Annotated in this window: 25 protein-coding genes; 12 read left to right on the top strand and 13 right to left on the bottom strand. The window is 73.2% G+C overall.

Annotated features, from left to right (window positions below; genetic code table 11):
* Window positions 1-263: 263 nt before the first annotated feature.
* A complete protein-coding gene (gene paaN / locus EV190_RS10275; protein WP_133741280.1) occupies window positions 264-1,922 on the bottom strand; it encodes a phenylacetic acid degradation protein PaaN in 1,659 nt (552 codons plus the stop codon).
* Window positions 1,923-2,145: 223 nt separating this feature from the next.
* Between paaN and EV190_RS10270 the strand changes: the two genes are divergently transcribed.
* From EV190_RS10270 to EV190_RS10260, 3 genes are all read left to right on the top strand, one after another.
* Window positions 2,146-2,679 carry a TetR/AcrR family transcriptional regulator gene (locus tag EV190_RS10270; RefSeq protein WP_208113141.1) on the top strand — a complete coding sequence of 178 codons (534 nt, stop codon included), beginning with the start codon at window positions 2,146-2,148 and terminating at the stop codon, window positions 2,677-2,679.
* Between the two features lie 85 nt (window positions 2,680-2,764).
* Window positions 2,765-5,122 carry a hypothetical protein gene (locus EV190_RS10265; RefSeq protein ID WP_133741250.1) on the top strand — a complete coding sequence of 786 codons (2,358 nt, stop codon included), beginning with the start codon at window positions 2,765-2,767 and terminating at the stop codon, window positions 5,120-5,122.
* A 534-nt stretch (window positions 5,123-5,656) separates the two neighbouring features.
* On the top strand, window positions 5,657-6,001 hold the full coding sequence (locus tag EV190_RS10260; protein WP_133741249.1) for an STAS domain-containing protein: 345 nt from the start codon (window positions 5,657-5,659) through the stop codon (window positions 5,999-6,001).
* A 22-nt stretch (window positions 6,002-6,023) separates the two neighbouring features.
* Here the strand turns inward: EV190_RS10260 and EV190_RS10255 are convergent, their stop codons facing one another.
* The 4 genes from EV190_RS10255 to EV190_RS10240 form a co-directional block, all read right to left on the bottom strand.
* Complete coding sequence (locus EV190_RS10255) at window positions 6,024-6,743, bottom strand: M50 family metallopeptidase (protein WP_133741248.1); 720 nt, start codon at window positions 6,741-6,743, stop codon at window positions 6,024-6,026.
* Window positions 6,744-6,910: 167 nt separating this feature from the next.
* Window positions 6,911-7,828 (bottom strand): DUF4097 family beta strand repeat-containing protein, encoded by a 918-nt coding sequence (locus tag EV190_RS10250; RefSeq protein ID WP_133741247.1) that lies wholly within the window; start codon window positions 7,826-7,828, stop codon window positions 6,911-6,913.
* A gap of 37 nt (window positions 7,829-7,865) precedes the next feature.
* On the bottom strand, window positions 7,866-8,525 hold the full coding sequence (locus EV190_RS10245; protein WP_133741278.1) for a response regulator transcription factor: 660 nt from the start codon (window positions 8,523-8,525) through the stop codon (window positions 7,866-7,868).
* 2 nt (window positions 8,526-8,527) lie between these two features.
* Window positions 8,528-9,862 carry a sensor histidine kinase gene (locus EV190_RS10240; protein WP_394345514.1) on the bottom strand — a complete coding sequence of 445 codons (1,335 nt, stop codon included), beginning with the start codon at window positions 9,860-9,862 and terminating at the stop codon, window positions 8,528-8,530.
* A 238-nt stretch (window positions 9,863-10,100) separates the two neighbouring features.
* Here EV190_RS10240 and EV190_RS10235 point away from each other — a divergent pair, with 238 nt between their 5' ends.
* The 6 genes from EV190_RS10235 to EV190_RS10210 all read left to right on the top strand — a co-directional run bounded on the left by EV190_RS10235 (window position 10,101) and on the right by EV190_RS10210 (window position 13,736).
* Window positions 10,101-10,511 (top strand): TOBE domain-containing protein, encoded by a 411-nt coding sequence (locus EV190_RS10235; RefSeq protein WP_133741246.1) that lies wholly within the window; start codon window positions 10,101-10,103, stop codon window positions 10,509-10,511.
* On the top strand, window positions 10,504-11,277 hold the full coding sequence (gene modA, locus EV190_RS10230; protein ID WP_133741245.1) for a molybdate ABC transporter substrate-binding protein: 774 nt from the start codon (window positions 10,504-10,506) through the stop codon (window positions 11,275-11,277). Before EV190_RS10235 ends, modA begins: the two co-directional genes overlap by 8 nt.
* 44 nt (window positions 11,278-11,321) lie before the next feature.
* A complete protein-coding gene (locus EV190_RS10225; protein ID WP_243742487.1) occupies window positions 11,322-12,113 on the top strand; it encodes an ABC transporter permease in 792 nt (263 codons plus the stop codon).
* Window positions 12,110-13,171 carry an ABC transporter ATP-binding protein gene (locus tag EV190_RS10220; protein ID WP_133741243.1) on the top strand — a complete coding sequence of 354 codons (1,062 nt, stop codon included), beginning with the start codon at window positions 12,110-12,112 and terminating at the stop codon, window positions 13,169-13,171. Before EV190_RS10225 ends, EV190_RS10220 begins: the two co-directional genes overlap by 4 nt.
* An 84-nt stretch (window positions 13,172-13,255) precedes the next feature.
* Window positions 13,256-13,480 (top strand): type II toxin-antitoxin system RelB family antitoxin, encoded by a 225-nt coding sequence (gene relB / locus EV190_RS10215; RefSeq protein ID WP_133741242.1) that lies wholly within the window; start codon window positions 13,256-13,258, stop codon window positions 13,478-13,480.
* Window positions 13,464-13,736 carry a type II toxin-antitoxin system RelE family toxin gene (locus EV190_RS10210; protein ID WP_133741241.1) on the top strand — a complete coding sequence of 91 codons (273 nt, stop codon included), beginning with the start codon at window positions 13,464-13,466 and terminating at the stop codon, window positions 13,734-13,736. The genes relB and EV190_RS10210 overlap by 17 nt, the downstream gene beginning before the upstream one ends.
* A 712-nt stretch (window positions 13,737-14,448) precedes the next feature.
* Here EV190_RS10210 and EV190_RS10205 read toward each other — a convergent pair.
* The 3 genes from EV190_RS10205 to EV190_RS10195 all read right to left on the bottom strand — a co-directional run bounded on the left by EV190_RS10205 (window position 14,449) and on the right by EV190_RS10195 (window position 15,802).
* Window positions 14,449-14,637: a DUF397 domain-containing protein gene (locus EV190_RS10205; protein WP_133741240.1), complete on the bottom strand. Its 189-nt coding sequence runs from the start codon at window positions 14,635-14,637 to the stop codon at window positions 14,449-14,451.
* A 158-nt stretch (window positions 14,638-14,795) separates the two neighbouring features.
* Window positions 14,796-14,987 carry a DUF397 domain-containing protein gene (locus tag EV190_RS10200; protein WP_133741239.1) on the bottom strand — a complete coding sequence of 64 codons (192 nt, stop codon included), beginning with the start codon at window positions 14,985-14,987 and terminating at the stop codon, window positions 14,796-14,798.
* A gap of 2 nt (window positions 14,988-14,989) precedes the next feature.
* The gene (locus EV190_RS10195; protein WP_133741238.1) at window positions 14,990-15,802 is read right to left on the bottom strand and encodes a helix-turn-helix domain-containing protein; all 813 of its coding nucleotides are present in this window, start codon (window positions 15,800-15,802) and stop codon (window positions 14,990-14,992) included.
* A 199-nt stretch (window positions 15,803-16,001) separates the two neighbouring features.
* Here EV190_RS10195 and EV190_RS10190 point away from each other — a divergent pair, with 199 nt between their 5' ends.
* The 3 genes from EV190_RS10190 (at window position 16,002) to EV190_RS23375 (ending at window position 17,771) form a co-directional block, all read left to right on the top strand.
* A complete protein-coding gene (locus tag EV190_RS10190; protein WP_208113133.1) occupies window positions 16,002-16,493 on the top strand; it encodes an ATP-binding protein in 492 nt (163 codons plus the stop codon).
* 235 nt (window positions 16,494-16,728) lie between these two features.
* Window positions 16,729-17,199: a hypothetical protein gene (locus EV190_RS24300; RefSeq protein ID WP_133741237.1), complete on the top strand. Its 471-nt coding sequence runs from the start codon at window positions 16,729-16,731 to the stop codon at window positions 17,197-17,199.
* A 5-nt stretch (window positions 17,200-17,204) separates the two neighbouring features.
* Complete coding sequence (locus EV190_RS23375; protein ID WP_166655432.1) at window positions 17,205-17,771, top strand: helix-turn-helix domain-containing protein; 567 nt, start codon at window positions 17,205-17,207, stop codon at window positions 17,769-17,771.
* A gap of 131 nt (window positions 17,772-17,902) precedes the next feature.
* Here the strand turns inward: EV190_RS23375 and EV190_RS10165 are convergent, their stop codons facing one another.
* The 5 genes from EV190_RS10165 to EV190_RS10145 form a co-directional block, all read right to left on the bottom strand.
* Window positions 17,903-18,541 (bottom strand): LuxR C-terminal-related transcriptional regulator, encoded by a 639-nt coding sequence (locus EV190_RS10165; RefSeq protein ID WP_133741236.1) that lies wholly within the window; start codon window positions 18,539-18,541, stop codon window positions 17,903-17,905.
* Window positions 18,529-19,791: a sensor histidine kinase gene (locus EV190_RS10160; RefSeq protein ID WP_133741235.1), complete on the bottom strand. Its 1,263-nt coding sequence runs from the start codon at window positions 19,789-19,791 to the stop codon at window positions 18,529-18,531. Before EV190_RS10160 ends, EV190_RS10165 begins: the two co-directional genes overlap by 13 nt.
* Before the next feature lie 92 nt (window positions 19,792-19,883).
* Window positions 19,884-20,321, bottom strand: coding sequence for a hypothetical protein (locus EV190_RS10155; RefSeq protein WP_133741234.1), 438 nt, complete (start codon window positions 20,319-20,321; stop codon window positions 19,884-19,886).
* Window positions 20,322-20,326: 5 nt separating this feature from the next.
* The gene (locus tag EV190_RS10150) at window positions 20,327-22,915 is read right to left on the bottom strand and encodes a multicopper oxidase domain-containing protein (RefSeq protein ID WP_133741233.1); all 2,589 of its coding nucleotides are present in this window, start codon (window positions 22,913-22,915) and stop codon (window positions 20,327-20,329) included.
* Complete coding sequence (locus tag EV190_RS10145; protein WP_208113132.1) at window positions 22,912-24,105, bottom strand: hypothetical protein; 1,194 nt, start codon at window positions 24,103-24,105, stop codon at window positions 22,912-22,914. Before EV190_RS10145 ends, EV190_RS10150 begins: the two co-directional genes overlap by 4 nt.
* Window positions 24,106-24,115 lie beyond the last annotated feature (10 nt).

The raw sequence follows: 24,115 nt of genomic DNA, 5'->3' as shown, positions 1-24,115 counted from the left end.
TCATTGCGTGACTCTGTGTTTTTGTTGACGGTCGTGGGCTTTCTGCCCGTTTCGGGGCCGGGAAGGGCAGAAAGCCCAAGACCGTCAACGGCCCCCCCACGCAACGGACACTCTGGGCGCGGCCTCGACCCGCACCCGCCGTCGCCGCCCGCCGTGACCCCGCGATCCCCGTGGCGTGAGGCCGAAAGACCCACCCGAAACACCGGTGCCCGAGTCACCTCCGGGGAGGAACGCGCGGACTAGGCCGTCCGGGTGGAGCCGGCCTACGCGGGCCTGCGGGACTGGACGAAGTGGAAGCGGCCGGCGACGAAGGACGGGTCGGTGAGGGAGGCGGTCGCCGCCGGGTTCGCGCCGGTGCCGTGGTAGTCGCTGAAGGCCGCCGACTGGTTGACGAACACCTGCCCGGTGAGGTTGGCCGACAGGTTGACCCCCGCCTCCAGCGCGGTCCGCTCCGCCTCGTCCAGCACCGACTCGTCGGTGGAGTACACGGCGGCGGTCAGCGCGCCCCGCTCGGTGACGGTCTCGCCCAGCAGGCGCAGGGCGTGCGCGGTGTCGTCGACGGTGACCACGAAGGAGACCGGCCCGAAGTGCTCGCGCCCGTAGACCTCGCGGCGGTCGGCGTCCAGGCGCACGACGACCGGGGTGCGCAGCACCGCGCCGGGAAAGTCCGGGTGCGCGACCTCGGCCGACTCCAGGACCGCCTCCCCGAGCCCGCCCGCCGCCTCGATCCGGGCGAGGACGCCGTCGTTGGCGATGGCGCCGAGGACTCCGGCCGCCCGCGCCGGTTCGCCGAGCAGGCCGCGGATCGACTCGGCGAGGTCGTCGGCCACCTGCTCCGCGCTCTTCGGGCCCTCGTCGGTGTCGATCCCCCCGCGCGGCACGAACAGGTTCTGCGGGGTCGTGCACATCTGCCCGCTGTACAGCGACAGCGAGAAGGCGAGGTTGCCGAGCATCCCCCGATAGGCGTCGGTGGAGTCGACGACGACCGCGTTGACCCCCGCCTTCTCGGTGCTGACGAACGCCTGGGCGGCGTTGGCCTCCAGCCACTCCCCGAACTCGGTGGAGCCGGTGAAGTCCACGACGCGCACCTCGGGGCGGGTGGCCAGGGTCGCGGCCAGGCGCTCGTCGGGGCGCTCGGCCGCGAGCAGGACCGTGTTCGGGTCGAGCCCGGCCTCGGCCAGGACGTCGCGCGCCACCGCGACCGTGATGGCGGCGGGCAGCACCGCGCGCGGGTGCGGTTTGAGGATCACCGGGTTCCCGGTGACCAGGCTCGCGAACAGGCCCGGGTAGGCGTTCCAGGTGGGGAAGGTGTTGCAGCCGACGACGAGCGCGACGCCGCGCGGCACCGCGTGGAACCGCTTGTCCATGGCGACGGGAGCACCCTTGCGCTGCGGCTTCTCCCAGCGCGCCTCGGACGCGTACGCGCTGATCAGGTCGTATCCGTAGGCGACGGCCTCCAGGCCGCGGTCCTGGGCCTGCGGGCCCCCGGCCTGGAAGGCCATCACGAACGCCTGCCCGCTGGTGTGCTGGACGGCGTGCGCCATCTCGAAGCTGCGCTTGTTGAGGCGGTCCAGGATCTCCAGGCACACGCCCGCGCGGGCGCGCACCCCCGCGTCCCGCCAGGAGGGCAGCGCCGCCCCGGCCGCCGCGACCAGGGTGTCCGCGTCGGCGTGCGGGTAGCCGACCTCCAGCGCGATGCCGTACGGGGACCGCTCGGTGGCGACGCGCCCGCCGTCCGAGGGCTGGTCGAGGGGGAAGTCCCGGCCGAGGTACGCCTCGAAGGCCGCCTGGCCTCGGGGCGCGGCGTCCTCGCCGTAGAGCCGGGGGCTCGGCGACTCGGGGTAGGGGGTCCAGAAGTGCCTGCCGCGGATCGCCGCGACGGCCTTGTCCAGGGTCTCCTCGTGCCGGGTGAAGAGGTCCATCGGGTCTGCTGCCACGGGTTCGCACTCCAGGGTCGTCGCGTCGGCAGCGCTTCCGCGCCCGCCACCCCATTACTAACCGACCATTCGTTCGGTTTCAAGGTCTCCGGTTCGCGTCCCCGCCGGTGTCCTTTGCGAGTATTGGACCGTGACCACCTCCTCCCCTTCCTCCCCCGCGCCCCGCAGGGCCGGGCGCCCCGGGCACGACGCCGAGTCGGTGCTGCGCGTGGCGGTGCGCGTGTTCAACGAGCGCGGCTACGACGGCACCAGCATGGAGGACCTGGCCCGCGCCCTGGGCGTGACCAAGTCCGCCATCTACCACCACGTGAGCGGCAAGGAGGACCTGCTGCGCCGGTCCCTGGACCACGCCCTCGACGCGCTGTTCGCGGTGACGCGGGAGCCGGGGGCCGCCACCGGCCCGGCCATCGACCGGCTGGAGCACGTGGTGCGCGGCAGCGTCCTCGTCCTGGCCGAGCGGCTTCCGCACGTCACCCTGCTGCTGCGGGTCCGCGGCAACACGGAGGTCGAGCGCCGCGCGCTGGAGCGCCGCCGCGAGTTCAACCGCTTCGTCGGCGCCCTCGTCCGCGACTGCGTGCGGGAGGGCAGCGTCCGCCCCGACGTCGACCCCCTCCTGGTCAGCCGGCTGCTGTTCGGCATGGTCAACTCCCTGGTCGAGTGGTACCGCCCCGACCGCGGCCTGGACCCCGCGGACCTGGCCGACTCCCTCACCTCGGTCGCCTTCGGCGGCATCCGGAGCTGATACCCGGCATCGGGTGGCGTTTCGGGTCCGGCCCCTGAGCTGTGGTTAGGCTGAACCCGCGGCTTGGACGTGAGGGGGACTCGGTGTGGCGGTAGGCAGGTGGCTCTCGCGTGCGCTGGCCGTGCTGGCCGTGCTGCTCGCGGTCACGCCGGTCGGGACGAGCACGGCCGCCGCGCCCGCGCCCCGTCCCGGGCCGGGGCCGGTGGTGCTGGTCGGCGTCCCCGGACTGCGGTGGAGCGAGATCGGCCCCGAGGCCACCCCGAACCTGTGGGAGCTCGCGCGGGACAGCGCCATCGGCGACATGTCGATCCGCACCGTCACCTCGCGCACCTGCCCCGTCGACGGCTGGCTGACCGTGTCGGCCGGGCAGCGCGCCGCCAGCGAGCGCCAGACCTACTCCATCTGCGAGCTTCCGCAGCTGCCCAGGATCGAGGGCGACGGCGCGGTCGTTCCGGGCTACTCCGAGCACGTCGCCTACAACGCCGCCTCCAAGTTCGTCGCGCGCGTGGGCCTGCTCGGCGACACGGTGCACGCGAACGGCGGCACGACGCTGGCGGTCGGACCGGGCGCCGCGCTGGCCGCCGCCGACAGCGACGGCCGCGTGGACCGCTACCTGGGCGGGGTCGCCGGCCTGGACGAGGCCGCCTGGGACGGCGTCGACCTCGGCGTGGTCGACCTGAACGACCTCGCCGACCTCTACCTCGATCCTCCGCCGTCGCCCGCCGCCGAGGAGGCGGAGGAGGACGAGGAGGCGGAGGAGCTCGGCGGGGAGGGCCCGGACAGCGGGGAGGAAGGCGGCTCCTGGGACGGCGGCGAGGCCGTCGAGGAGGCGATCGAGGAGGGCGAGGTGGTCGAGGAGGAGCCCGAGCCCGACCCCTCCGAGTACAGCGAGCTCCGCGAGCGCCGGGAGCGCCTGACCGCGATCGACGAGGACCTGGCGGTCGTGCTGGACACCCTGCCGCCCGGCTCCACGCTGATGGTCGCCGGGATCTCGGTGGAGGCCGGGACCTCCAGCCTGAACGCGGCGCTGCTGCGCGGCGTCGGCCCCGGCGGGCAGGACTTCGACCACGGCTACCTGACCTCCGAGTCCACTCGGCGGCCCGGGCTGGTCACGCTGACCGACATCACCACGACCCTGCTGCACGCGATGGGCGTGGACACCCTCCCGGGGACGGTGGGCCGCGCCTGGGTGGAGGCGCCCCGGCCGCCCGGCCTGACCGAGGCCGTCGGGCGGCTCGTGGAGTTCACCACCGCCGCCGAGGTGGTGGAGTCGCTGGTGCCCGGCTTCTTCAGCGGCCTGGTGGCGCTCCAGCTGCTCATCTACGCCGCGGCCGCCTTCGCGCTCAAGCGGTACAGCGACCGCGACCTGTCCAAGCGCCACCTGGTGCTGTCGGTGACCCGGGTGGTGGCCCTGGGGGGCGCCGCCTTCCCGGTCTCCAGCTACCTGGCCAACCTCATCCCGTGGTGGTCGGCCGCGCTCCCCCAGCTCGCCCTGCTGGGCAGCGTGCTCCTGGCCGACGCGGTGATCGTGGCGGCCGCGCTGGCCGGGCCGTGGCGGCGCGACATCCTGGCCCCCACCACGATCGTCGCGGGGATCACCACCCTGGTGCTGTTCGCCGACCTGTGCACCGGCTCGAACCTGCAGATGAACTCGCCCACCGGCTACACCCCGATCGTGGCGGGGCGGTTCTACGGCCTGGGCAACATCGCCTTCGCGACCTTCGCGACGGGGATGCTGATGACGGTGGCCGGGATCGCGCACCTCCTGCCGGCCCGCGGCAGGCGGGCGTGGGCGGTGGTCGCGGCGCTGGCCATCGGGCTGGCGACGCTGTTCGTCATCGGCTGGCCGGGTCTGGGCACCGACTTCGGCGGGGTCCTGGCGATCGTGCCGGGACTGGCGGTCACCGTGCTGATGATCGCGGGCCTGCGGGTGACGCTGTCCCGGCTGGCGGTGATCGGCGGCGGCGCCGTCGCGGTCATCGCCGTGCTGTCCTACCTGGACTATCTGCGTCCGCCCAACGAGCGCAGCCACTTCGGACTGTTCGCGGGGCAGTTCGTCGACGGCGAGGCGTGGCCGGTGGTCTCCCGCAAGATCGGCGCGATGCTGGGCTCGCTGGGCAACTGGCAGCTGACGCTGCTCTCGGCGTGCGCGCTGCTGTTCCTGTTCGCGGTGCTGAACAAGCCGACGGACTGGCGCATGGGCGTGCTCCAGCGGGTCTACGAGTACGCGCCCACGCTGCGTGCCGGGCTCACCGGCTCGCTGGTGACGGCTCTGGCCGGATTCGGACTCAACGACTCGGGGATCGCCATCCCCGCGCTGGCACTCACCGTGGCGGTGCCGCTCACCCTGGCCGCCTGCGTCTGGGCGCTGCAGCGCGAAAGGCCGCCGCACGCTCCGCGACCCTCGGCCGACGGAGCCCCCGACCGGCACGCGCCGGTGTGAGCGCCCACCCCGACGGTCGGCTTCGACCGGACGTCTTCGCAGCTCGGAGCCCATAAAGAAGCGCTGACGCTGCGCGTCTCCCCCCGCGCTGCGAACCGGGTGCGGCACACCCGGGAAAAGCGCGTTTCCGACATGTGACACGAACAACCGTCGAGACTGTGGAAGTCACCCGATCGACGGCCAGGCGTGTGGTATCGTCCGGGACGGACCGCCTCCAAAAGCGTGTCCACCGGGGGAGAACAGGCGGGCGCAACCAGTGCGCACAGGCCGTTCCGGGGCCCGGACAGGATCGGGTGCGACAGACCGCCCGTGTCGACCGGTCCACGCGGCCCACGACGACGAACTCACATACGTCCGGCAGGCCCGCACTGCCGACATCAGGGGGACACACAGATGGGACAGTGGCCCCACCGCACCACCGTGCCCGGCCACGGGATGATCCACCCTCCCCTCAAGCGTTCCGGCCATCGGAAGGTCCGTTCCGCAGTGCCGTCCGGCCGGGCGACAGCATCGGCGTATCTTTCCGGAGCGAGCATGCCCGCGTTGCAGATCACCGTTCGCACACACGACGACGGCACCGTCATCGCACTCGACGGGGAAATCGACATCGCCACCGAGGACGACTTCCGCCGCACGGTTCTGCACGTGGCGGGCGAACGTCCGAACGGCCGCGTCGTCCTGGACTGCGACCAGCTGTCGTTCATCGACTCCAGCGGCCTGCGCGTGCTGATCCAGTGCCACAAGGCGGGCAGGGAGAACGACAGCAGGCTCATGGTCGCCGCCCCGTCCGAGCGCGTGGCGCAGATCCTGCGGGTCACCGCGATCGACACCCGCATCCCCGTCTACCCCACGGTGGACGACGCGCTGACCGCCCCCTGAGGACGGGCGTCGGCCACCCTCCTCACGGCCGGAACATCAGCAGCCAGATCCCCAGCGCCACGACGGCGATGTCGAAGAGCCCGAAGAAGAGCACCCAGACCGTTCCGGGCACGCCCGTCAGCCGGTCCAGCTGGTCGGCGTCGGAGTGCGGGGAGGGCTGGCGGCGGCGCTGCGACTGGAGCTCGAACACCGGGCGCACGCTCGCGAACAGCATGAACCAGGTGAACAGGTAGGCGAAGAAGCCCTGCACACCGGCGGGGGTGAACCAGGAGACCAGGAACACCATCGCGCCGGTGCCGACCACCGACAGCACTCCGTAGAAGTTGCGGATGAGCAGCAGCATCGCCGCCAGCAGCAGGATGCTGATCCACAGCAGCGCCGTGATCCGCCCGTTGGTGAGCAGCACGATCCCCGCCAGGCCCACCACCGACGGCGCGGTGTACCCGGCCAGGATGGTCAGGATCATCCCGATGCCGTCGGGGCGCCCGCGCGAGACGGTGACGCCGGAGGTGTCCGAGTGCAGCCGCACCCCCGTCAGCTGGCGCCCGCTGAGCAGCGCCACGAGCGCGTGCCCGCCCTCGTGCGCGATGGTCACCACGTTGCGGGCCAGCCGCCAGGGGCGGCCGCCCACCAGCACGACGACCAGGGTCGCGGCACCGGTGGCGATGACGAGCCACTGCGGGGGGTCGGGCTGCACGGAGAAGACGTCCTGCCACACTTCGGCGAACGAGGTTGCTTCCATCGGCCCTCTCTCCGGCTCGGCTGCCTACCGCACTCTAGGACACCACGGATTCCCGCGTGGTTCGCACCGAATGGGCGGATCGCCGATCTTGACCTTCTCGGGGTCTCAAGCGCTTCCGAGACCCCGAAAAGGTCAAGATCAGTGGAGAGAGCACTGCGGAGCGGACACTAGTTGGGCCTGATGTCGACCGAGCCCATCTCGGTCTCGACGTCGATCAGGGCGGCGGCGTCGGCCGAGGTGTCCACCTCGACGGTGCGCTCGCCCATGTCGGACTCCCCGACGACCCGGTACTCGGCGTCGGGCACCCGGATGTCGACGGCCCCGATGTCGCTCCCGACCACCAGGCTCTCGAACCCCTGGTCGGTCCCGACGCGCACCGAGCCGATCTCGGTCCGGACCGTGGCGGTGGTGAAGCCCGCGCCGACCAGGATGTCGCCGATGTCCGTCTCCACCTCGACGGCGGCGGCCGCGAAGCCCTCCAGGTCCACCGTCCCGGCTTCGCTGCTCACCGTGGCCGAGGGGCCCGATCCGGTCGCCTCGATGGAGCCGGTGTCGCTCTCCAGGTCGATCGCGCCCTCGACATCGCGCAGGGTGATGGAGCCGACATCGCTCTCGGCCTGGACGTCCCCGGTCACGCCGATGACCTCGATGGGCCCGACGCTGGTCGTGATGTCGACCGCGACCCCCTCGGGGACCTCCACCACGTAGTCCACCGCGCAGGGGCCGAACGAGAGGAAGCCCTGGCAGCCGGCCTCGATCTCCAGCCGGCCGTCGTCCGTCCCGATCTCCTCGTGGGGATCGGCCGTCCGCGAGCCGTGCCGCTCGCGGTCCACGGTGATCTCGTCGCCCTCCCCCGCCCGGACGACGACGCTCCCGGTGGTCTCGTTGTCGATCTCGACGGCGGACGCGGCGGGGAACACGTCCCGCCGGCTCTCGATGCTGGTGGAGACGTTGCCGAGCATGCTGAGCACGCCGAGGCCGAGGGCGAGGAGGCCGACGACCGCGCCGACCACCAGCCAGCCGAAGCGCCTCCTGCGCGGAACCTTGCTGGAGGAGGCGTAGAGCCCCCTGGCGTTGAACGTCATCACGGACTTCCTTTCTGCGGAAGACGGGTCGGAATGGTCAGTTGCGCGCCGTGCCGGCCCGCAGGTACTGGAGGACCGCGAGCACCCTGCGGTGGTCGTGGTCGTCGGGTGCGAGGCCGAGCTTGGTGAAGATCGACCTGATGTGCTTCTCCACGGCGCGTTCGGTGACGAACATCCGCGCGGCGATCCCGGCGTTGTTGAGCCCTTCGGCCATCGCCGCGAGCACCTCGGACTCGCGCGGGCTTAGGCGGTCCAGGGCGCTGTCGGTGTTCCGGCTGAGCAACTGCGACACCACCTCGGGGTCGATGGCGGCCCCTCCGTCGGCGATGCGACGCAGGGTGACCAGGAACTCGTCGATGTCGGCCACCCTGTCCTTGAGCAGGTAGCCGACCTTGGTGGACCCCCCGCCCAGCAGCTGGGCCGCGTAGGTGCCGACCACGTGCTGGGAGAGCAGCAGGACCGCGATCCCCGGGTACTCGGCGCGGATCCGGATGGCCGCGTGCATGCCCTCCTCCGAGTAGGTGGGCGGCATGCGGATGTCGACCAGGCACAGGTCCACGTCGTCGTGCTCGGCGACCGCGGCGAGCAGCGCCTCCGCGTCGCCGACCTGCGCGGCGATCTCGATCCCCTCGTCCTCCAGCAGCTTGGCCATGCCGCTGCGCAGCAGTACCGAGTCCTCAGCGATGATCACGCGCACGGTCATGCCTTCCATGGGATGTTCGCGGTGAGGACGGTTCCCCCACCCGGCGGGCTGTGGACGGCGAGTTCCCCGTCGACGGCGTGCACCCGGTCCCACAACCCGTACAGCCCGGTCCCCGCCTCGGGGTCCGCGCCGCCCCGGCCGTCGTCGACGACGGTGAGCCGCAGCAGGTCGCCGCCGCGCCGGGCGACGTGCTCGGCCCTGACTGTGACGGTCGCCGCCCCGGCGTGCTTGGCGACGTTGGTGAGCGCCTCGGACGCCACGTAGTAGGCGATCCCCTCGGCCCGCGGCGACGGGCGCTCCGCCAGTTCGACGTCGACCCGCACGGGCACCGGGCAGCGCCCGGCCGCGACGGGGAGCGCGGCCTCCAGCCCGTGGTCGGTGAGGACCCGGGGGTGCAGGCCCCGGGCGACCTCGCGCAGGTCGGCCATCACCGCCTTGGACTCGCTCTGGGCCTCCTTGAGCAGGGCGCGGGCCTGGTCGGGGTCGCGGTCGAACTTGGCGCGCGCCCGCGTCAGCGTCATGGTGAGGGCGAGGAGCCGCTGCTGGGCGCCGTCGTGCAGGTCGCGCTCGATGCGGCGGCGCTCGGCCTCGGCCGCGTCCACCATCCGCGAACGGCTGTCGCGCAGTTCGATGAGGCGGCGGCGGACCCGCACCCGCGGGGAGTCGAACAGCATCCGCTGGACGAGTTCGGCGTCGACCCGGACCAGCCACGGGGCGACCCGCAGTCCGGCCGTCGCCACCAGCGGGCCCAGCAGGATGAACACGACCACCATGGCCAGGCGTTTCCCGTCGGCGAACGCGTCGGTGAACGTGCCGTCCGCCAGCACCAGGGCGATCCCCAGGAGGCCGCCGAGCATGGTGCCGAGCCCGTAGGCGACCAGGACCACCGCGAGGCCCCCCGACAACAGCCCCGTCAGCCCCGCGACCGCGCTGTACAGCACCGCGCTCCAGGCGTCGAGCCCGAAGAGGACGCGCAGGACGCGCCGCACCGGGCCGCCCTCCCGGCGCGGTTCGGGCTCCGTGCTCTCCACGATCCCGAACACGCTTCCCAGCCGGGACCGCTGGATCCGGCAGGAGAAGCGGGCCAGGAGCGTCGCGGCCGGGACCGTCAGCACCAGCAGGACGGAGACCTGCGGCATCGTCTGGCGCGCGTCGGCGTCCCCGAGAAGCGCCTGGACCCCGGTGATGGAGAACCCGTTGACCGCCGCCAGCAGGATCGCCGCGGGGGCCAGGTAGAGCAGCGCCAGGACGAGGGAGGTGAACAGGTGCAGCACCGCGACCAGGCGCTCGCCCCACGGCCGCAGCTCCAGAGAGGACCCTCCCCCGCGCACCGGTGCTCCCGCCGCCGCTCCCCTCACCCGCGTCTCCCTCTCGTCGGCCCTTGTGCCAACGGTAGGGGCGGGGGTCCGGCCCGCGCATTGGCGACACCACTCCGGATCCGGGTGGTGTCAGCACCACCCGCGCGCCTCGCCGGGGCACGCGAACGCGCGGGCGGACGCGCTTCACTCTTCGCTTCCGCGAGGAGAACCCCGCTTGGAGCCTCGCATCGGCGAGGGGTAGGGTTTTGCCATGCCAGTCTTCCGGATCGGCGAGGTCGCCGAACTGGTCGGGGTCAGCCCCGACACCGTCCGCCGCTGGGTCGACGCGGGGCGGCTGCCCGCCGACCGCGACGAGCAGGGCCGCCGCCTCGTCGACGGGGCGGACCTGGCCGCGTTCATGCGCGAGGGCGCGGACGACGATCCGGCCCGCGCCTTCTCCTCCGCGCGCAACCGCTTCCACGGGTTGGTCACCGCGATCACCCGCGACGGGGTGATGGCGCAGGTGGAGATGCAGGCCGGGGTGCACCGGGTGGTGTCCCTGCTCAGCCGCGAGGCGGTGGACGAGATGGGCCTGGAGGTGGGCTCGCTGGCCGTGGCGGTGGTGAAGTCGACCAACGTCGTCGTCGAGACGGGCGCGGGTCAGGGGGTCCGCCATGCGTAGGCCCCCCGCGCTCCTCCGCGCGCCGCTGGCCGCCTCGGTGATCCTGTCGGCCGCCGCGTGCGCCCCCGTCCCGGACGGCTCCGCCGAGGACGCCCGGACCCTCACCGTGTTCGCGGCGGCCTCGCTCACCGGGGCCTTCGAGGAGCTCGGCGGCGTGTTCGAGGAGCGGAACCCGGGGACCGCCGTGGAGTTCTCCTTCGCGGGCAGCTCCGACCTGGCCGCCCAGGTCAACGCGGGCGCGCCCGCCGACGTGTTCGCCTCCGCCAGCACCGCGACCATGGACCTGGTCGTCGACGCCGGGGGCGCCGGCGGCGAGCCGGTGGTCTTCGCCCGCAACGTCCTGGAGATCGCGGTCCCCCCGGACGACCCGGCCGGGATCGGCTCCCTGGACGACCTCGCGGAGGACGGGGTCTCGGTGGCGCTGTGCGCCGAGGAGGTGCCCTGCGGCGCGGCCGCGCGCGCGGTGCTGGACGCCTCGGGCGTGGAGTTCGAGCCGGCGACCCTGGAGAGGGACGTCAAGGCGGCCCTGACCAAGGTGGAGCTCGGCGAGGTCGACGCCGCGCTGGTGTACACGACCGACGTGGCCGCCGCCTCGGGCAGGGTCCGGGGCGTCCCGTTCCCCGAGGCGGAGGAGGCCGTCAACGACTACCCCGTCGCCGTCCTCGCGGACGCGCCCGAGGCCGGCCTCGCCGCCTCCTGGGTGGAGCTGGTGACCTCCCCCGAGGGCGCGGAGGTCCTGTCCGGGGCCGGGTTCCGGACCCCGTGACGCCGTTCCGGCCCGGTGGGCGCGCCCGGCCGGCCGACGCCCCGGTGCGGATCGGCGGCGGGCGGTTCCCGTGGTTGCTGGTGGTCCCCGCGCTGCTGGGGCTCGGCTTCCTGGTGCTGCCCTTCGCCGGGCTGCTGGCGCGCGCGCCGTGGTCGACGCTGGGCACCCGGCTGCTGATGCCCGAGGTGCGCGACGCGCTCCTGCTGTCGCTGACCACGGCGACCGCCGCCACCGCCGTGTCGCTGCTGCTGGGCGTGCCGCTGGCCTGGCTGCTGGCCCGCACCCGGTTCCCCGGGCTGCGGGTGGCGCGGGCGCTGGTCACCGTCCCGCTGGTGATCCCGCCCGTCGTGGGCGGGGTCGCGCTGCTGCTGGTGCTCGGGCGCAACGGCGTGGTCGGCCAGTACGTCCACGCGTGGACCGGGTACTCGCTGCCGTTCACCACCCCGGCGGTCGTGGTGGCGCAGGTGTTCGTGGCGATGCCGTTCCTGGTGATCAGCGTGGAGGGGGCGCTGCGCGCGGCCGACCGCCGGTACGAGGAGGCCGCCGCCACCCTGGGCGCGACCCGCGCGGTGGTCTTCCGCCGGGTGACGCTCCCGATGGCCGCGCCCGGCGTGCTGGCGGGCGCGGTGCTGTGCTGGTCCCGGGCGCTGGGCGAGTTCGGCGCGACCATCATGTTCGCCGGGAACTTCCCGGGCCGCACCCAGACGATGCCGCTGGCGGTCTACCTGGCGATGCAGCAGAGCCCCGACGCGGCGATCGTGCTGAGCCTGGTCCTGCTGCTCGTGTCCCTGGCCGTCCTGGTCTGCCTGCGCGACCGGTGGGTGAGCGCGCCGTGAGCCCGCCGGACGCCGCCCTGTCGGCGCGCCTGGTGGTGCGCCGCCCCGCCTTCACCCTGGACGTGCGCGTCGAGGTCGCCCCCGGGGAGGTGCTGGCCCTGCTCGGGCCGAACGGGGCGGGCAAGTCCACGGTGCTGCGCGCGCTGGCCGGGCTGCTCCCCCTGTCCGGCGGGCGCGTCCTGGTGGACGGCCGGGACCTGACGGGCGAGCCCGCCGAGCGGCGGCCGGTCGGCGTGGTGTTCCAGGACTACCTGCTGTTCCCGCACATGAGCGCGTTGGAGAACGTGGCGTTCGGACCGCGCTGCCGCGGCGTGCGCAAGGCCGAGGCGCGCCGGATCGCCGCCGGCCTGCTGGAGGGGATGGGGCTGGCCGGGTACGCGGCGGCGCGGCCGCGCTCGCTGTCGGGCGGCCAGGCGCAGCGGGTGGCGCTGGCCCGCGCGCTCGCGGTGGAGCCGCGCCTGCTGCTGCTGGACGAGCCGCTCGCCGCGCTGGACGCGCACACCCGCGCCTCGGTGCGCTCGGGCCTGCGCCGCCGCCTGGCGGCGTTCGACGGCGCGACCGTACTGGTCACGCACGATCCGCTGGACGCGATGGTGCTCGCCGACCGGGTGCTGGTCGTCGAGGACGGCGCGGCCGTGCAGGAGGGCGCGCCCGCCGACGTCGCCCGGCGCCCGCGCACCGAATACGTCGCGCGCCTGGTGGGCCTGAACCTGTACCGGGGCCGGGCCGAGGGGACCCGCGTGCTGGCCGCCGGGGCGTCGGGCGCGGCGGTGCCGATCACCGTGCCGGGCGTGCACTCGGGCGAGGTGTTCGCGGCCTTCCCCCCGCGCGCCGTCGCCCTGTACCGCGAACGCCCGGCGGGGACCCCGCGCAACACCTGGCCGGCGGCCATCGACGGCGTCGAGCGCTTCGGCGACCAGGTGCGCGTCCACCTGACCGGCGAACTGGCGCTGAGCGCCGACATCACCCCGGCGGGCCTGGCCGACCTGGCCCTGTCCCCGGGCGACGAGGTCTGGGCCAGCGTGAAGGCCACCGAGGTGGAGTGCTACCCGGCGTAGGGACAACAGGCTCCCTGCGGTAACCGAGTACCCTCGAAGCCCGTCGCTATACTTGTATAGCAATCTCACGGAAGGAGGCCGACGATGCTGGCACTGAGGCTTCCCGGCGACCTTGAGCAGCGCCTTGAGGCCCTGGCTCAGGAGACCGGGCGCTCCAAGAGCTTCTACGCGCGTGAGGCCATCGTGGCTTACCTGGATGATCTGGAAGACGTCTACCTGGCCGAGCTCCGTATCGAGGATCTGCGCGCCGGACGCAGCCACACTGTTCCGCTGAGCGAGGTCATGGCCGAGTATGACCTGGACGATTGATTTCGATGCCGCGGCTCTCCGGGACCTTGGAAAGCTCGACAGGCAGGTGGCCAGACGGATCATCCGGTTTCTGAACGAGCGCATCGCACCCGCCGAGGATCCGCGGATTCTCGGCGACGCGCTGAAGGGCGCCCGGCTCAGCGGTCTGTGGCGATACCGGGTCGGGGACCACCGAGTCGTGGTGGAGATCCAGGACGAGACGATCAAGGTCGTCATCGTGGGCATCGGGAACCGGAAAGAGGTCTACCGTTCCTGACCTCACTCGCGATCCCCTGGCGCCCCCGCTCCGCTGATCGCCGGAACGGCCCCGGCGGAGGGTGGCTAGGGCGTCCAAGTAGGCCAGGACGGCGCGGGCGCGGCCTGTTCCTGGTGGACGCCTTGGCCACTCGCTGGGGCACCCTCGCCCCCATCGAAGACGGCGTCCAGGAAGTCTCCGGCGCGGGGGTGGTTCGGCGTGCCGGTGCTTCGGGGGGTCTTTCGGCCTCACGCCACGCGGATCGCGGGGTCACGGCGGGCAGCGACGGCGGGTGAGGGTCGAGGCCGCGCCCACGATGTTCGTTGCGTGAGGGTTCCGTTGACGGTCTTGGGCTTTCTGCCCTTCCCGGCCCCGAAACGGGCAGAAATCCCATGATCATTCCGGGTGGGGGCGGAATCGGCCCTCACCCGCCGTCGCTGCCCGCCGTGACCCCGCGATCCGCGTGGCGTGAGGCCGAAAAGCCCCCGAAGCATCGGTGCCCGAGCCACCCCCGCGCCGGAGGTTCCCTACTCCACCCTCCAATGGCTGTCCTCTTCTCACCACTGATGATCTTGACGTTAGCGCCCCGAAACGGACAATGCAGAGCGATAATATCAAGGTCACCGGGGGAATCTCTGCTGTTGCCGGGCGCGTCACCGGCGAGACCCTGTCCGATCAACCAAAAACAGCGAACCCCCGGAGGAGTCCTGCGGGGGTTCGCCGTAGACGGGGGTTACAGCCGGTCGGCCTTGACGTCGGCGAGGAAGGCAGACCACGCCCCCGCCACGAAGTCCAAATGCCCCAGCTCCCGATACTGCGTATCCCGCACCAACACCGAGCCGGGAAGCTCCGCCACCTCGACGCAGTTGCCGCCGTTACCACTGCTGTAGCTGGACTTGTGCCAATCCGGGTTTTCAGCCATGAGAGTCCTCCTGTCACTCCATACGGAAACCTGAGCGGTTCGCGCCGGGATGAGGCTTCTTCCCCAACCATGAGCGCGCTTACCGACAGGACCCCGTCGGGCCGGCGGGAAAAGCGAACCCCCGAAGGAGTCCTGCGGGGGTTCGCCGTAAGCGGGGGTTACAGCCGGTCGGCCTTGACGTCGGCGAGGAAGGCAGACCAAGCCGCCGCCGCGAAGCCCAGGTGCCCGAGTTCCCGGTTCTGGGTGTCGCGCACCAACACCGAGCCGGGAAGCCCGGCGACCTCAACGCAGGCGTTAGTGTTACCGCCGCTGTAGGTGGACTTGTGCCACCTGATGTCTTTCGCGTCCATGTTCAGAAGCCTCCTTGTATGACACTTTCGATCAGACGACGGGACTGATCCGGGGGAAACGCCACACCGCGCAGGTCTCCGAACATGTGGGAGCACAGGGCCACATGGTTGGGATCATCGATCGGAGACCCGCCGATCACGGTTTCCAGGTACAGGATTTCACCGATCTCTGGCCCATCCAGCAACCGGAAGGCCCCTGAAAGTCCCGGATTGCGCGCAGTCTGGAACGGGACGAGTTGCAGCACGACGTGTGAGTTTGACGTCACATCGAGGAGGCCGCCCAACTGCGCTTTCATGATCTCGGCGCCGCCAACAGGCCGACGGATCACCATCTCGTCCAGGACAACCAGAAGACGCGGCGGACGCTCTCCGCCGAGGATCTTCTTGCGGCGCATTCTCGCCGCGACCAGCTCCTCGACCTCTGCGTCACTGTTCTGTGGGCGTCCGTCACGCAGGATGGTCCGCGCGTAGTTCTCCGTCTGCAACAAGCCGGGGATCAGGATCGGATCGTACTCCCTGATGGTCGCCGCCTGCTTCTCCAGCGTCAGGACATCGCGGAACCAGTTCGGAGCACCGTTGTTCGTGGTCAGGGAGTCGAGTAGGCGGCTGAGTTTCCCCCCTGTAGAGAGCGCCTTATCGATTTGGTGTGCATAGTCCGGCTTCGCGCCTCGGACACCACGCTCGATGGCACTCAGCATCGCGGGCTGGATCGTCAGGGCCTTGGCAAGTTGTCCCTGAGAAAGCCCAGCTTGCTCCCGGTGGTAGCGAACTTGCTGCCCGAAGCGCAGCCACATGGGGTTGACCTTCTGAGTCATAACTGAGATTCAAGCACGCTCTATCTACGGCTGTCTACACAGTCAACAGTATCAACGCAGTTCAGTAGAAGTGCTGGCTTCGTTTCAACAGTTGATACATGCTCGGGAATGCGTCCGAAGACGTAAGCGGCCCCACCCCGGTGCTCACAACACCGAAGTGGGGCCTTAGCCGCCAACTGCCAACACAGCTGGAGACTCGATGGAACAGGCTACCCCCCGTCCCGAAGCCGTCACCCTGCCGCCTCGCCGTTCCGGCGGCGGGCCGGTGAGCGTCCACCTCACCTCCTTCCCCGGGGTGGTGGAGAGCGTCGCGCCCGCGCGGCGGTTCGTCACCGGGGTCCTGCGAATCACCCCCCAGATCACCGTCCCCGAAACGGTCATCGACCGGGCCGAGCTGATCACCTCGGAGCTGGCCACCAACGCGGTGCTGCACACCCTGTCCGGCGAACCCGGCCAGGCCTTCCACGTGCGCGTTCGGGTGGACGCCCAGGGCATGCGCGCCGAGATCCGCACCCGCCGCCCCCGCCACCTGCACGCGGTCCCCCGCGTCGCCGACGCCCGCCCCGACGCCGAGAACGGGCGCGGCCTGTTCCTGGTGGACGCCCTGGCCACCCGCTGGGGCACCCTCGCCCCGGCCGAGAACGGCGTCTACTACACCCTCCACTGGCCCCGCCCGCTCTCCCTCCGCTGATCTTGACGTTTCCGGGGTCTCGGAAGCGGTTGAGACCCCGGAAAGGTCAAGATCAGCGAGGGAAGGCGAGGGGAAACGGACACCACGGACAACCGGGAAGCCACCCGCCCGCCTCCGGCCCCGCCCGTCGTCGTCGCCTCGCCGCTTCCCGGCCTCCGCACGGCCCCGGCGGTCACCGCCGCCTTAACCACGTCGGGGCCGCACCCCCGGCAAGCTCCCCGGAAAGGACACCCCCGTGCCCACGACCGTCACCCACGGCGACCTCCTCGACACGACCGGGCAGGACGCCCGCCTCGCGTCCCTCATCCGACAACTCGCCGACATCCGCCCCGAGATCACCCTCGGCTGGACCCCGCCCCCGGCCCCGCAGCCGCACCCGGTCCCGGTCCCGGCCGCGACCACGCCTCCGGCTCCGAGCACGCCCCCCGCCCGGCGGCCGCACCCGCTGCCCTTCCCACGCGTCCTCCACCCCCTGGACCCGCACCCCGTCACCGGACGCCGACCCACCCGCGAGGACTTCCCCGTCCCCGACGACCTCGCCGAATTCCTCACCCGCCTGCGCCCCGACGCCGCCAAACGCCGCAAACCCCGCCGCCACTACCGGCCCCTCCACGCCACCCCCGACCACTACGCCCGCGAGCGCCGCCCCGGCCTCCTGCGCCGCGCCGCCCGCCTCCTCGGCTCCCTGCTCGGCGGCGCGCGGTGACCCCGGTGCCCACCCCCGCCGACTGGTTCGGCTCCGAGGTCCGGCACTGGCGCCACCGCCGCGCCCTGTCGCCCGCCGAGACCGCGCGGCGCGCCCACACCACCGCCGCGCGCCTCAAGCAGATCGAGACCGGCCACGACCTGTGCCCCGCCGCGCTGGCCATCGCCCTGGACGAGGTACTGCTCACCGGTGGTGTCCTGTTTCGCGCCTGGCCGCTGCTGCACGCCGCCGCGCGCCTGCCCGACCACGCCCGGAAGCCCGCGTTCCGCCCGCCCCCGCCCGTGCCCGGCGCGGTCCTGCCCGACCACCTCCTGGCCCGCGACGACGTGCGCGCGGCCCTGGCCGACCACGACCTCGGCACCGTCTTCCACCTCGCCCGGCAGTGGGCCGGGATCAGCTACTCCAAGATCGCCCAGGCCTGCGACATGAACCCCGCCCGCGTCGGACACCTCGCCAAAGGAAGCGGCCGCATCACCACCTACGACAAACTCATCCAGATCGCCGACGCCCTCCGAATCCCCGGACACCACCTCGGCCTCGCCCCAAGACCCTGGGAAAACCCCCACCGATAACCACGGCTCGGCCGTGCAGGAGGGCGCGCCCGGCGCCCGCGCACCGAGTCCCCCGACTGTGGAACGCCGGCGTCACGGTCATCGAACAGGACCCTTGTGACGGTCGCGAGCCGGGCCCCGGCGGAGACGGCTCAGGCGTCCAGGTAGGCGAGGACCGCGCGGACGCGGCGGTGGCCCGAGTCGGTGGGGGCCAGGTCGAGCTTGCCGAAGATGTTGCCGATGTGCTTGTGCACGGACCTCTCGGTGACGGTCAGCCTGCGCGCGATCTCCGCGTTGTCCAGCCCCTGGGCCATGGCCTCCAGGACCTCGCGCTCCCGGGCGGTCAGCCGCTCCAGCGGGCTCCTCCCGCGCACCAGCATCTGCGAGATGACCTCCGGGTCGATCGCGGTGCCCCCGCCCGCCACCCGGTTCAGCGCGTCGACGAAGTCGCCCACCCGGGCCACCCGGTCCTTCAGCAGGTACCCGACGCCGCCCTGACCGTCGGAGAGCAGGTCCCTGGCGTACACCTGCTCCACGTACTGCGAGAACACCAGCACCGGCAGGCCGGGCACCAGGCGCCGCGCGGCCAGCGCGGCCTGCACCCCCTCGTCGCGGAACGACGGCGGCAGCCGCACGTCCACGATGGCCGCGTCGGGGCGGTGCTCGGCCACGGCCGCCAGGAACGCCTCCGCGTCGCCCACCGTCGCGGCGACCTCGAAGCCCGACGACGCGAGCAGCAGGTTCAGCCCCTCCGCGAGGATGGTGTTGTCCTCGACGATCACGATCCGCACGGCAGTACCGCCTCCACTGTCGTCGGCCCGCCGACCGGGCTGCTCACCGTGAACGTCCCGTCCAGGGCCGCCACCCGCCGGGCCATCCCCCTGACCCCGCTGCCCCGCTCCTCGTCGACGCCCCCCGCCCCGTCGTCGGTCACCCGCACCCGCAGGCGCGCGCCGACGTGCTCGATGGCGACCTCGGCGCCGGACGCCGAGGCGTGCTTGGCGATGTTCGTCAGGGCCTCGGCGATCACGAAGTAGGCCGTGGACTCCACGGCGGCGGGGAGCGCCCCCAGCTCGCCCGCCTCCAGCCGCGCGGGGACGACGCTGCGCGCCACCAGCGCGGAGGCCGCTCCGTCGAGCCCCCGGTCGGAGAGGATCGGCGGGTAGATCGTGCGGATCACCTGGCGCATCTCGGTCATGGCCTCCTCCGCCCCGCTCTGCGCCTCCCGGAGCAGCCTCGCGGCGGTCTCCGGGTCCTCGCCCAGCGTGCGCTCGGCCAGGCCGAGGCGCATGGCCAGCGCGACCAGCCGCGCCTGGGTGCCGTCGTGCAGGTCCCGTTCGATCCTGCGCAGCTCGGAGGCGTGCGCGTTCAGCGCTCCCGCCCTGGTGTCGGTCAGCGTCTCCACCCGCTCGGCCAGCCGGTCGGCCCTCGACGGGGAGAGCAGCGCGCGCGACGCCCTGGCGTGCAGGTCCGCCAGCGGCTTCGCCCCCCACAGCAGCAGGGCCGCCGCCAGCGCGCACTGGACGCTCCCCGCCGTGAGCGCGGTCCCCCAGCCGGTGACCGGGACCGCCATCAGGGTGACGGGCTCGCCGGCCGGCGCGAGCCACCACAACGCCGTCGACGCCAGCGTTCCGGGGACGCCCGCGAGCGCGACCAGGCCCAGTCCGCCCAGTGTCACCCCCAGCCCGATGTGCGCGCCGGCCCACGCGAGGTCGCGCGGGGTCAGCGGGTCGAGGACCGTGTCGCGGAGCCGGGCGCCCAGCCCTTCGGGGAGCGGCCGGCCGCGCTCGGGCAGCGACTCGCCGAGGTAGCGGCCGAGGCGACGCCGCTCGACGTCGGCCCACCTTCGCAGGCCCCCCAGCACCAGGGGCAGCAGGACCAGCCCCACGCCCAGCGCCACCAGGGACCCCGCCCCGATCAGCAGCGGGGGGAACACCAGGGTGGCGACCGCCGTGGCCATCGCCGTCGTGAGGTACAGGGCCGCCCGCACCCCTGAGGCGAACCGCGCGCGGAGTCCGCCGTTCTGCGCTTTCGGAGACATGGCTGCGATTATCCCGTTCCCGGCACGCCGGGGCAGTGGAGCGGGCTACACCTTTCCCCCGGGCGGCCGCGCCCGCCCGGCCCGCTCCCCGGTCAGGTGGCGGGCAGCGCGGTGGCGAGCAGGACCACGCCCACCGACGCGACCAGGCCGGTGACGGCCATGGCCCGGGCGAAGCGGGGGCGGCCCCGGGTGCTGGCCGCGCCGTGCAGGGCCGAGACGACCATCACCGCGCAGAACAGGAGGAGCTTGGCCGCCAGGATCCGTCCGTAGCCCGGTTCGGCGAGGGACGCCCAGGTCACGCCCTTGTGCCAGGCCAGGGCGATGCCCGTGCCGAGCTGCACCGGCAGGAAGAACGCGACCGTGAACTGCCCGAAGCGCTTGCCGATCGCGGTCAGCACCGCCCCCCTCTGCTCGGCGTCGAGCCGCCTGCGCGCCAGCGGCAGCACGATCAGCGACACGGTGAGCTGGCCGCCGACCCAGAGCATCGCCGACAGGACGTGCAGGAAGCGGACCAGCGTCCACAGGGTCATCGGGGTCACTCCTCGATCTCGAAGACGCCGTGGGCGCCGTTCTCGCCGTGCCGGAAGTCGTGGTCGACGAACGGGTAGGTCCCCGCCTCGGGGAAGACCGTCTCGACGAAACCGCCCTGCGCGGGGGCCAGGTCGAGCGCCTGCGCTCCCCCCGGGTCGTCGGGGCGCAGCAGGTAGGCGCCCTCCTTGTAGACGGTGTCGAACTGGGCGCCGACGACGTGGAACGAGGTGCCGCTGGCCGGCCCCGCCGCCACCAGCCAGACCCGCACGCGGTCCCCCGCCTTCGCGGTGAGCGGCGCGTGGTCGTATCCGGACGCGGTGCCGTTGAACGCCCAGGCGTCGGGTTCGCCGTCGCGCATCGCGTCGACCTGCTCCTGGCTGCCCGGTTCGCCCAGGTACACCTCGCCCTGGACGAGGACGTACTCGTGGTCGACGGGTTCGAGGTCGGGCGGGTCGATGATCACGGCGCCGTACATGCCGTTGCCCATGTGCAGGAGCATCGGCATGGTCGAGCAGTGGTAGAGCCAGGCCCCGGCCCGCTCTGCGCGGAACCGGTAGGTGAGCCGCTCGCCCGGCTGGATGGTGCGCATGGGCTCGTCGGGCGCGAGCGCGCCCGCGTGGAAGTCGATGCCGTGGCCCATCGTGCCGTCGTTGACGAACGTCACCGTGAACACGTCGCCGACCTTCCCGCGCAGGACCGGACCGGGGACGGACCCGTTGAACGTCCAGACCGCCTGGGTCACGCCCGGGGCGACCTCCTGCTCGGTCTCGGAGGCACGGATCTCGACCTCGTGCTCGGTGCCGCCGGGCGCCGGGGCGAGTTCCGCGTCGTAGGGCCGCCAGTCCGGGCCCATCTCCCCCGACAGGTCCGACGAGGCGGCGGAGTCGGTCCCCGGGTGCGCCTCGTGCCCGGCGTGCCCGCTGTCGTCCTCCGCGCCGTCCGCGACCGCGTCCGAGCCGGTGACCTCCACGTTCATCACCATGCCCATGGCGCGGTGCCCCATCAGCGTGCACCAGCCCTCCATGGACGCGGTCACCACGCCGACCTCCAGGGTGGCGCTCTCGCCCGGGCCGAGCGTCGGCGTGTGCGCGCCGTTGCCCATCCGCAGGTCGTGCTGCTGGGTGTCCTCGTTGGTCACCCGGAGCACCAGTTCGGTCCCGGCCTCGACCTCGACCACGCCCGGGTCGATGGTCATGGCGCCGAGCGCCACGTCCACGGTCCGGGTCTCGCCGTTCGCCTCGACCGCCCCCGCCCCGAAGGGCAGGCCCGGACCGCTGACCGCCACCACGACCGCCAGCGCGGTCAGCACCGAGCCCAGCGCGGTCCCCGCCACAGCGGGCGAGGGCGCGATCCGGTGCCCCCGCGCGTTCAGGACGGCGGTCGAGGCCAGCGCCACGAAGACGGCGAGCTCGGCCAGCAGGACCGCCCACGCGGTGTGCGCCAGCCACGTCGGCACCGGCAGCGCGACCAGCGGGACGGCGGCGTTGACCGCCGCCAGCCGGACGGTCCATCCCTTCTCCAGGAGCGCGGCGGTGCGCTTCAGCGCGGCGGGGCCGCCGCCCAGCACCACCGGGAGCAGGAAGGTGAGGGAGCCCAGGAGCACCTGCCCGACGAACCCCGCCAGGACGAGCGGGACGAGCGGCTCGACCGCGTCCGCCACCCCGTCCGGCGGGGTGGTCGCGACGAGGTACAGATCCGCCGTGACGGCCACGGCGAACCAGCAGACCGAGGCCGCGAGCGTCCAGGCGGGCGCCGTGCTCGGGCGCTTCCGGCGGGCGGTGCGGACGAAGGGCACGAGGGTGAGCGCGACCGCCGCCGCGTACAGCAGCAGGCCCGCCACCGCTCCCCAGCGGAACCCCGCGGCGAGCGCGGCCACCGCCAGCGCCAGCCCCGGCCCCGCGAGGGCCAGCGCCCACCGCGCGAGCCCCGCCACGCCGTCGACGATCCGGGTGCGCAGCACCGTCGGCCACAGCGTGAACAGCGTGCCGATCACGGTCAGCCCGATCCAGCCCAGGAGGTTGGCGTGCGCGTGCGCGGCCTCCAGCCGCGGGTCCCAGGCGTTCGGGACCCGTTCGGAGACCAGCAGGCCGCCCAGGGTCCCCCCGGCGACCAGGGCGACGCCCGCGCAGGCGTACCAGTGCACGACGTACCCGAAGCGCCCCGGGAGGGCGCGCCGCGCCCTGGCGAGCAGCTGCCACGTGTGCCAGGCGACGACGCCGACGACGGTCGCGGTCCCGCACACCGCGACCACCGGGCGCCCCAGCACCACACCGAGGACGACGGCCGCGACCCCCGCGTTCAGCGCCGCGAGCCGGGCCGCCGTCCGCCGCCGCCCGGGCTCGGGGAGGCGGCCGAGCGTGGTCGCGAACTGCTCGCTCCAGGTCACGATGGCGTTGGTCACCGCGCCGAGCAGGAACAGGTGGATCAGCAGCCACCTCGGCAGGCCGAACGACCCGCCCACCGCCACCGCCACCGCTGTCAGGGCGAGCCAGGCCAGCACGACCGCGTTCGCGCGGGCGTGCCAGGAGGAGCGCGGCCGGGGCGGCTCGGAGGGGTCGGGGTGCGCCTTGATCCGCACGTCCGTGGATGTCAAGACGGCTCCATTCCGGGATCGGGGTGGGTCGGGGAGGGCTCGGGGGATCGGGGCGGGCGGGCGGCCCGGCCCCGCGCGCCGGGCGCGGCCGGGCGCACCAGCCTGGACGCGGCCACGGCGCAGGCCGCGAAGGCCAGGAGCGACACCTCGCCGAGCACGCCGCCGAGCACGCGGGTCCCGTGCCCGCCGGTGAGGTCGCCCAGGAGCCGCACGACGAGGGCGGCGTGCAGCAGGACGAGCGGCCCGTACAGCACCGGGTGGTACGGCAGCCGCACGCGCAGCACCGCCGGAAGGATCACCGGGGCGTGGCCGAAGACCATGGAGACGACGAACCCGAGGAACAGCGCGTGCAGCGCGGCGTCGTAGCCGCCGCCCCCGTCCTCGGGCAGTCCCCAGGCCAGCCACATGGCGCCGGTCGCGGCCAGCCAGACGTAGCCCGCGAGCAGGCAGGCGGCGGTGTAGCGGGGCAGACCGCGGGCGCGCACGGTGCGGCGGGCCACGTCGTGCGCGGCCAGCCACCCGGCCAGCGCCAGCATGCCCAGGCCGGTGACCCGCCAGCCCGCGTCCTCGTGTACGACGGACACGGCCGCGCCCGCCCCGACCAGGGCCGCCGCCGCGAGCATGCCGGTCCCGGCACCGCGCCGCAGGAACGCGACCCGCGCCAGCTCCAGGCGCTCCCCGGCGATGGTCAGCACGAGGAACGCGGCCAGCCAGGGCACCAGGTCGGTGACCAGGCCGGTGCGCGTCCACAGCATTCCGCCGACGTACCACGCGACGGCGCCGGACATCTCGATGACGGTGTCGTACCCGGGGCGGCGGCGCAGCAGGACCAGGTAGACGGCGACGAGCCAGCCGCCGGCGGCGGTGAGCAGGAGGCGTCCGGGCTGGACGAACCCGGCGAGGACCGCGACGGCCCCCAGGGCGGCGAGCACCGGGGCGCTGTACCCCCAGGGCCTGCCCAGCGCGACCGAGCGTTCGAGGGAGACGAGCGTGCCGAGGAAGCCGAGCGCCATCAGCGGCCCGTGCTGGGAGGCGAGTCCGCCCTGCGGCAGCGGCACCCCGAGGCCGAGCAGCCCCAGGCCGCTCCACAGGCCCGCGAGGAGGGACAACGCGGCGCCCGCGAACAGCGGCAGCCGCCGCGCCGCGAGCCGGGACCTCGGGGGCGGCGGGCCGCCCCGGGGGTCGCGCACAGGGACCATC

Origin of the sequence: Actinorugispora endophytica, from assembly GCF_004363075.1 — a bacterium.
Classification (GTDB): Bacteria; Actinomycetota; Actinomycetes; order Streptosporangiales; family Streptosporangiaceae; genus Actinorugispora; species Actinorugispora endophytica.
The sequence above is the reverse complement of the archived record's forward strand: the minus strand, read 5'-3'. Positions and strand labels throughout refer to the sequence as shown.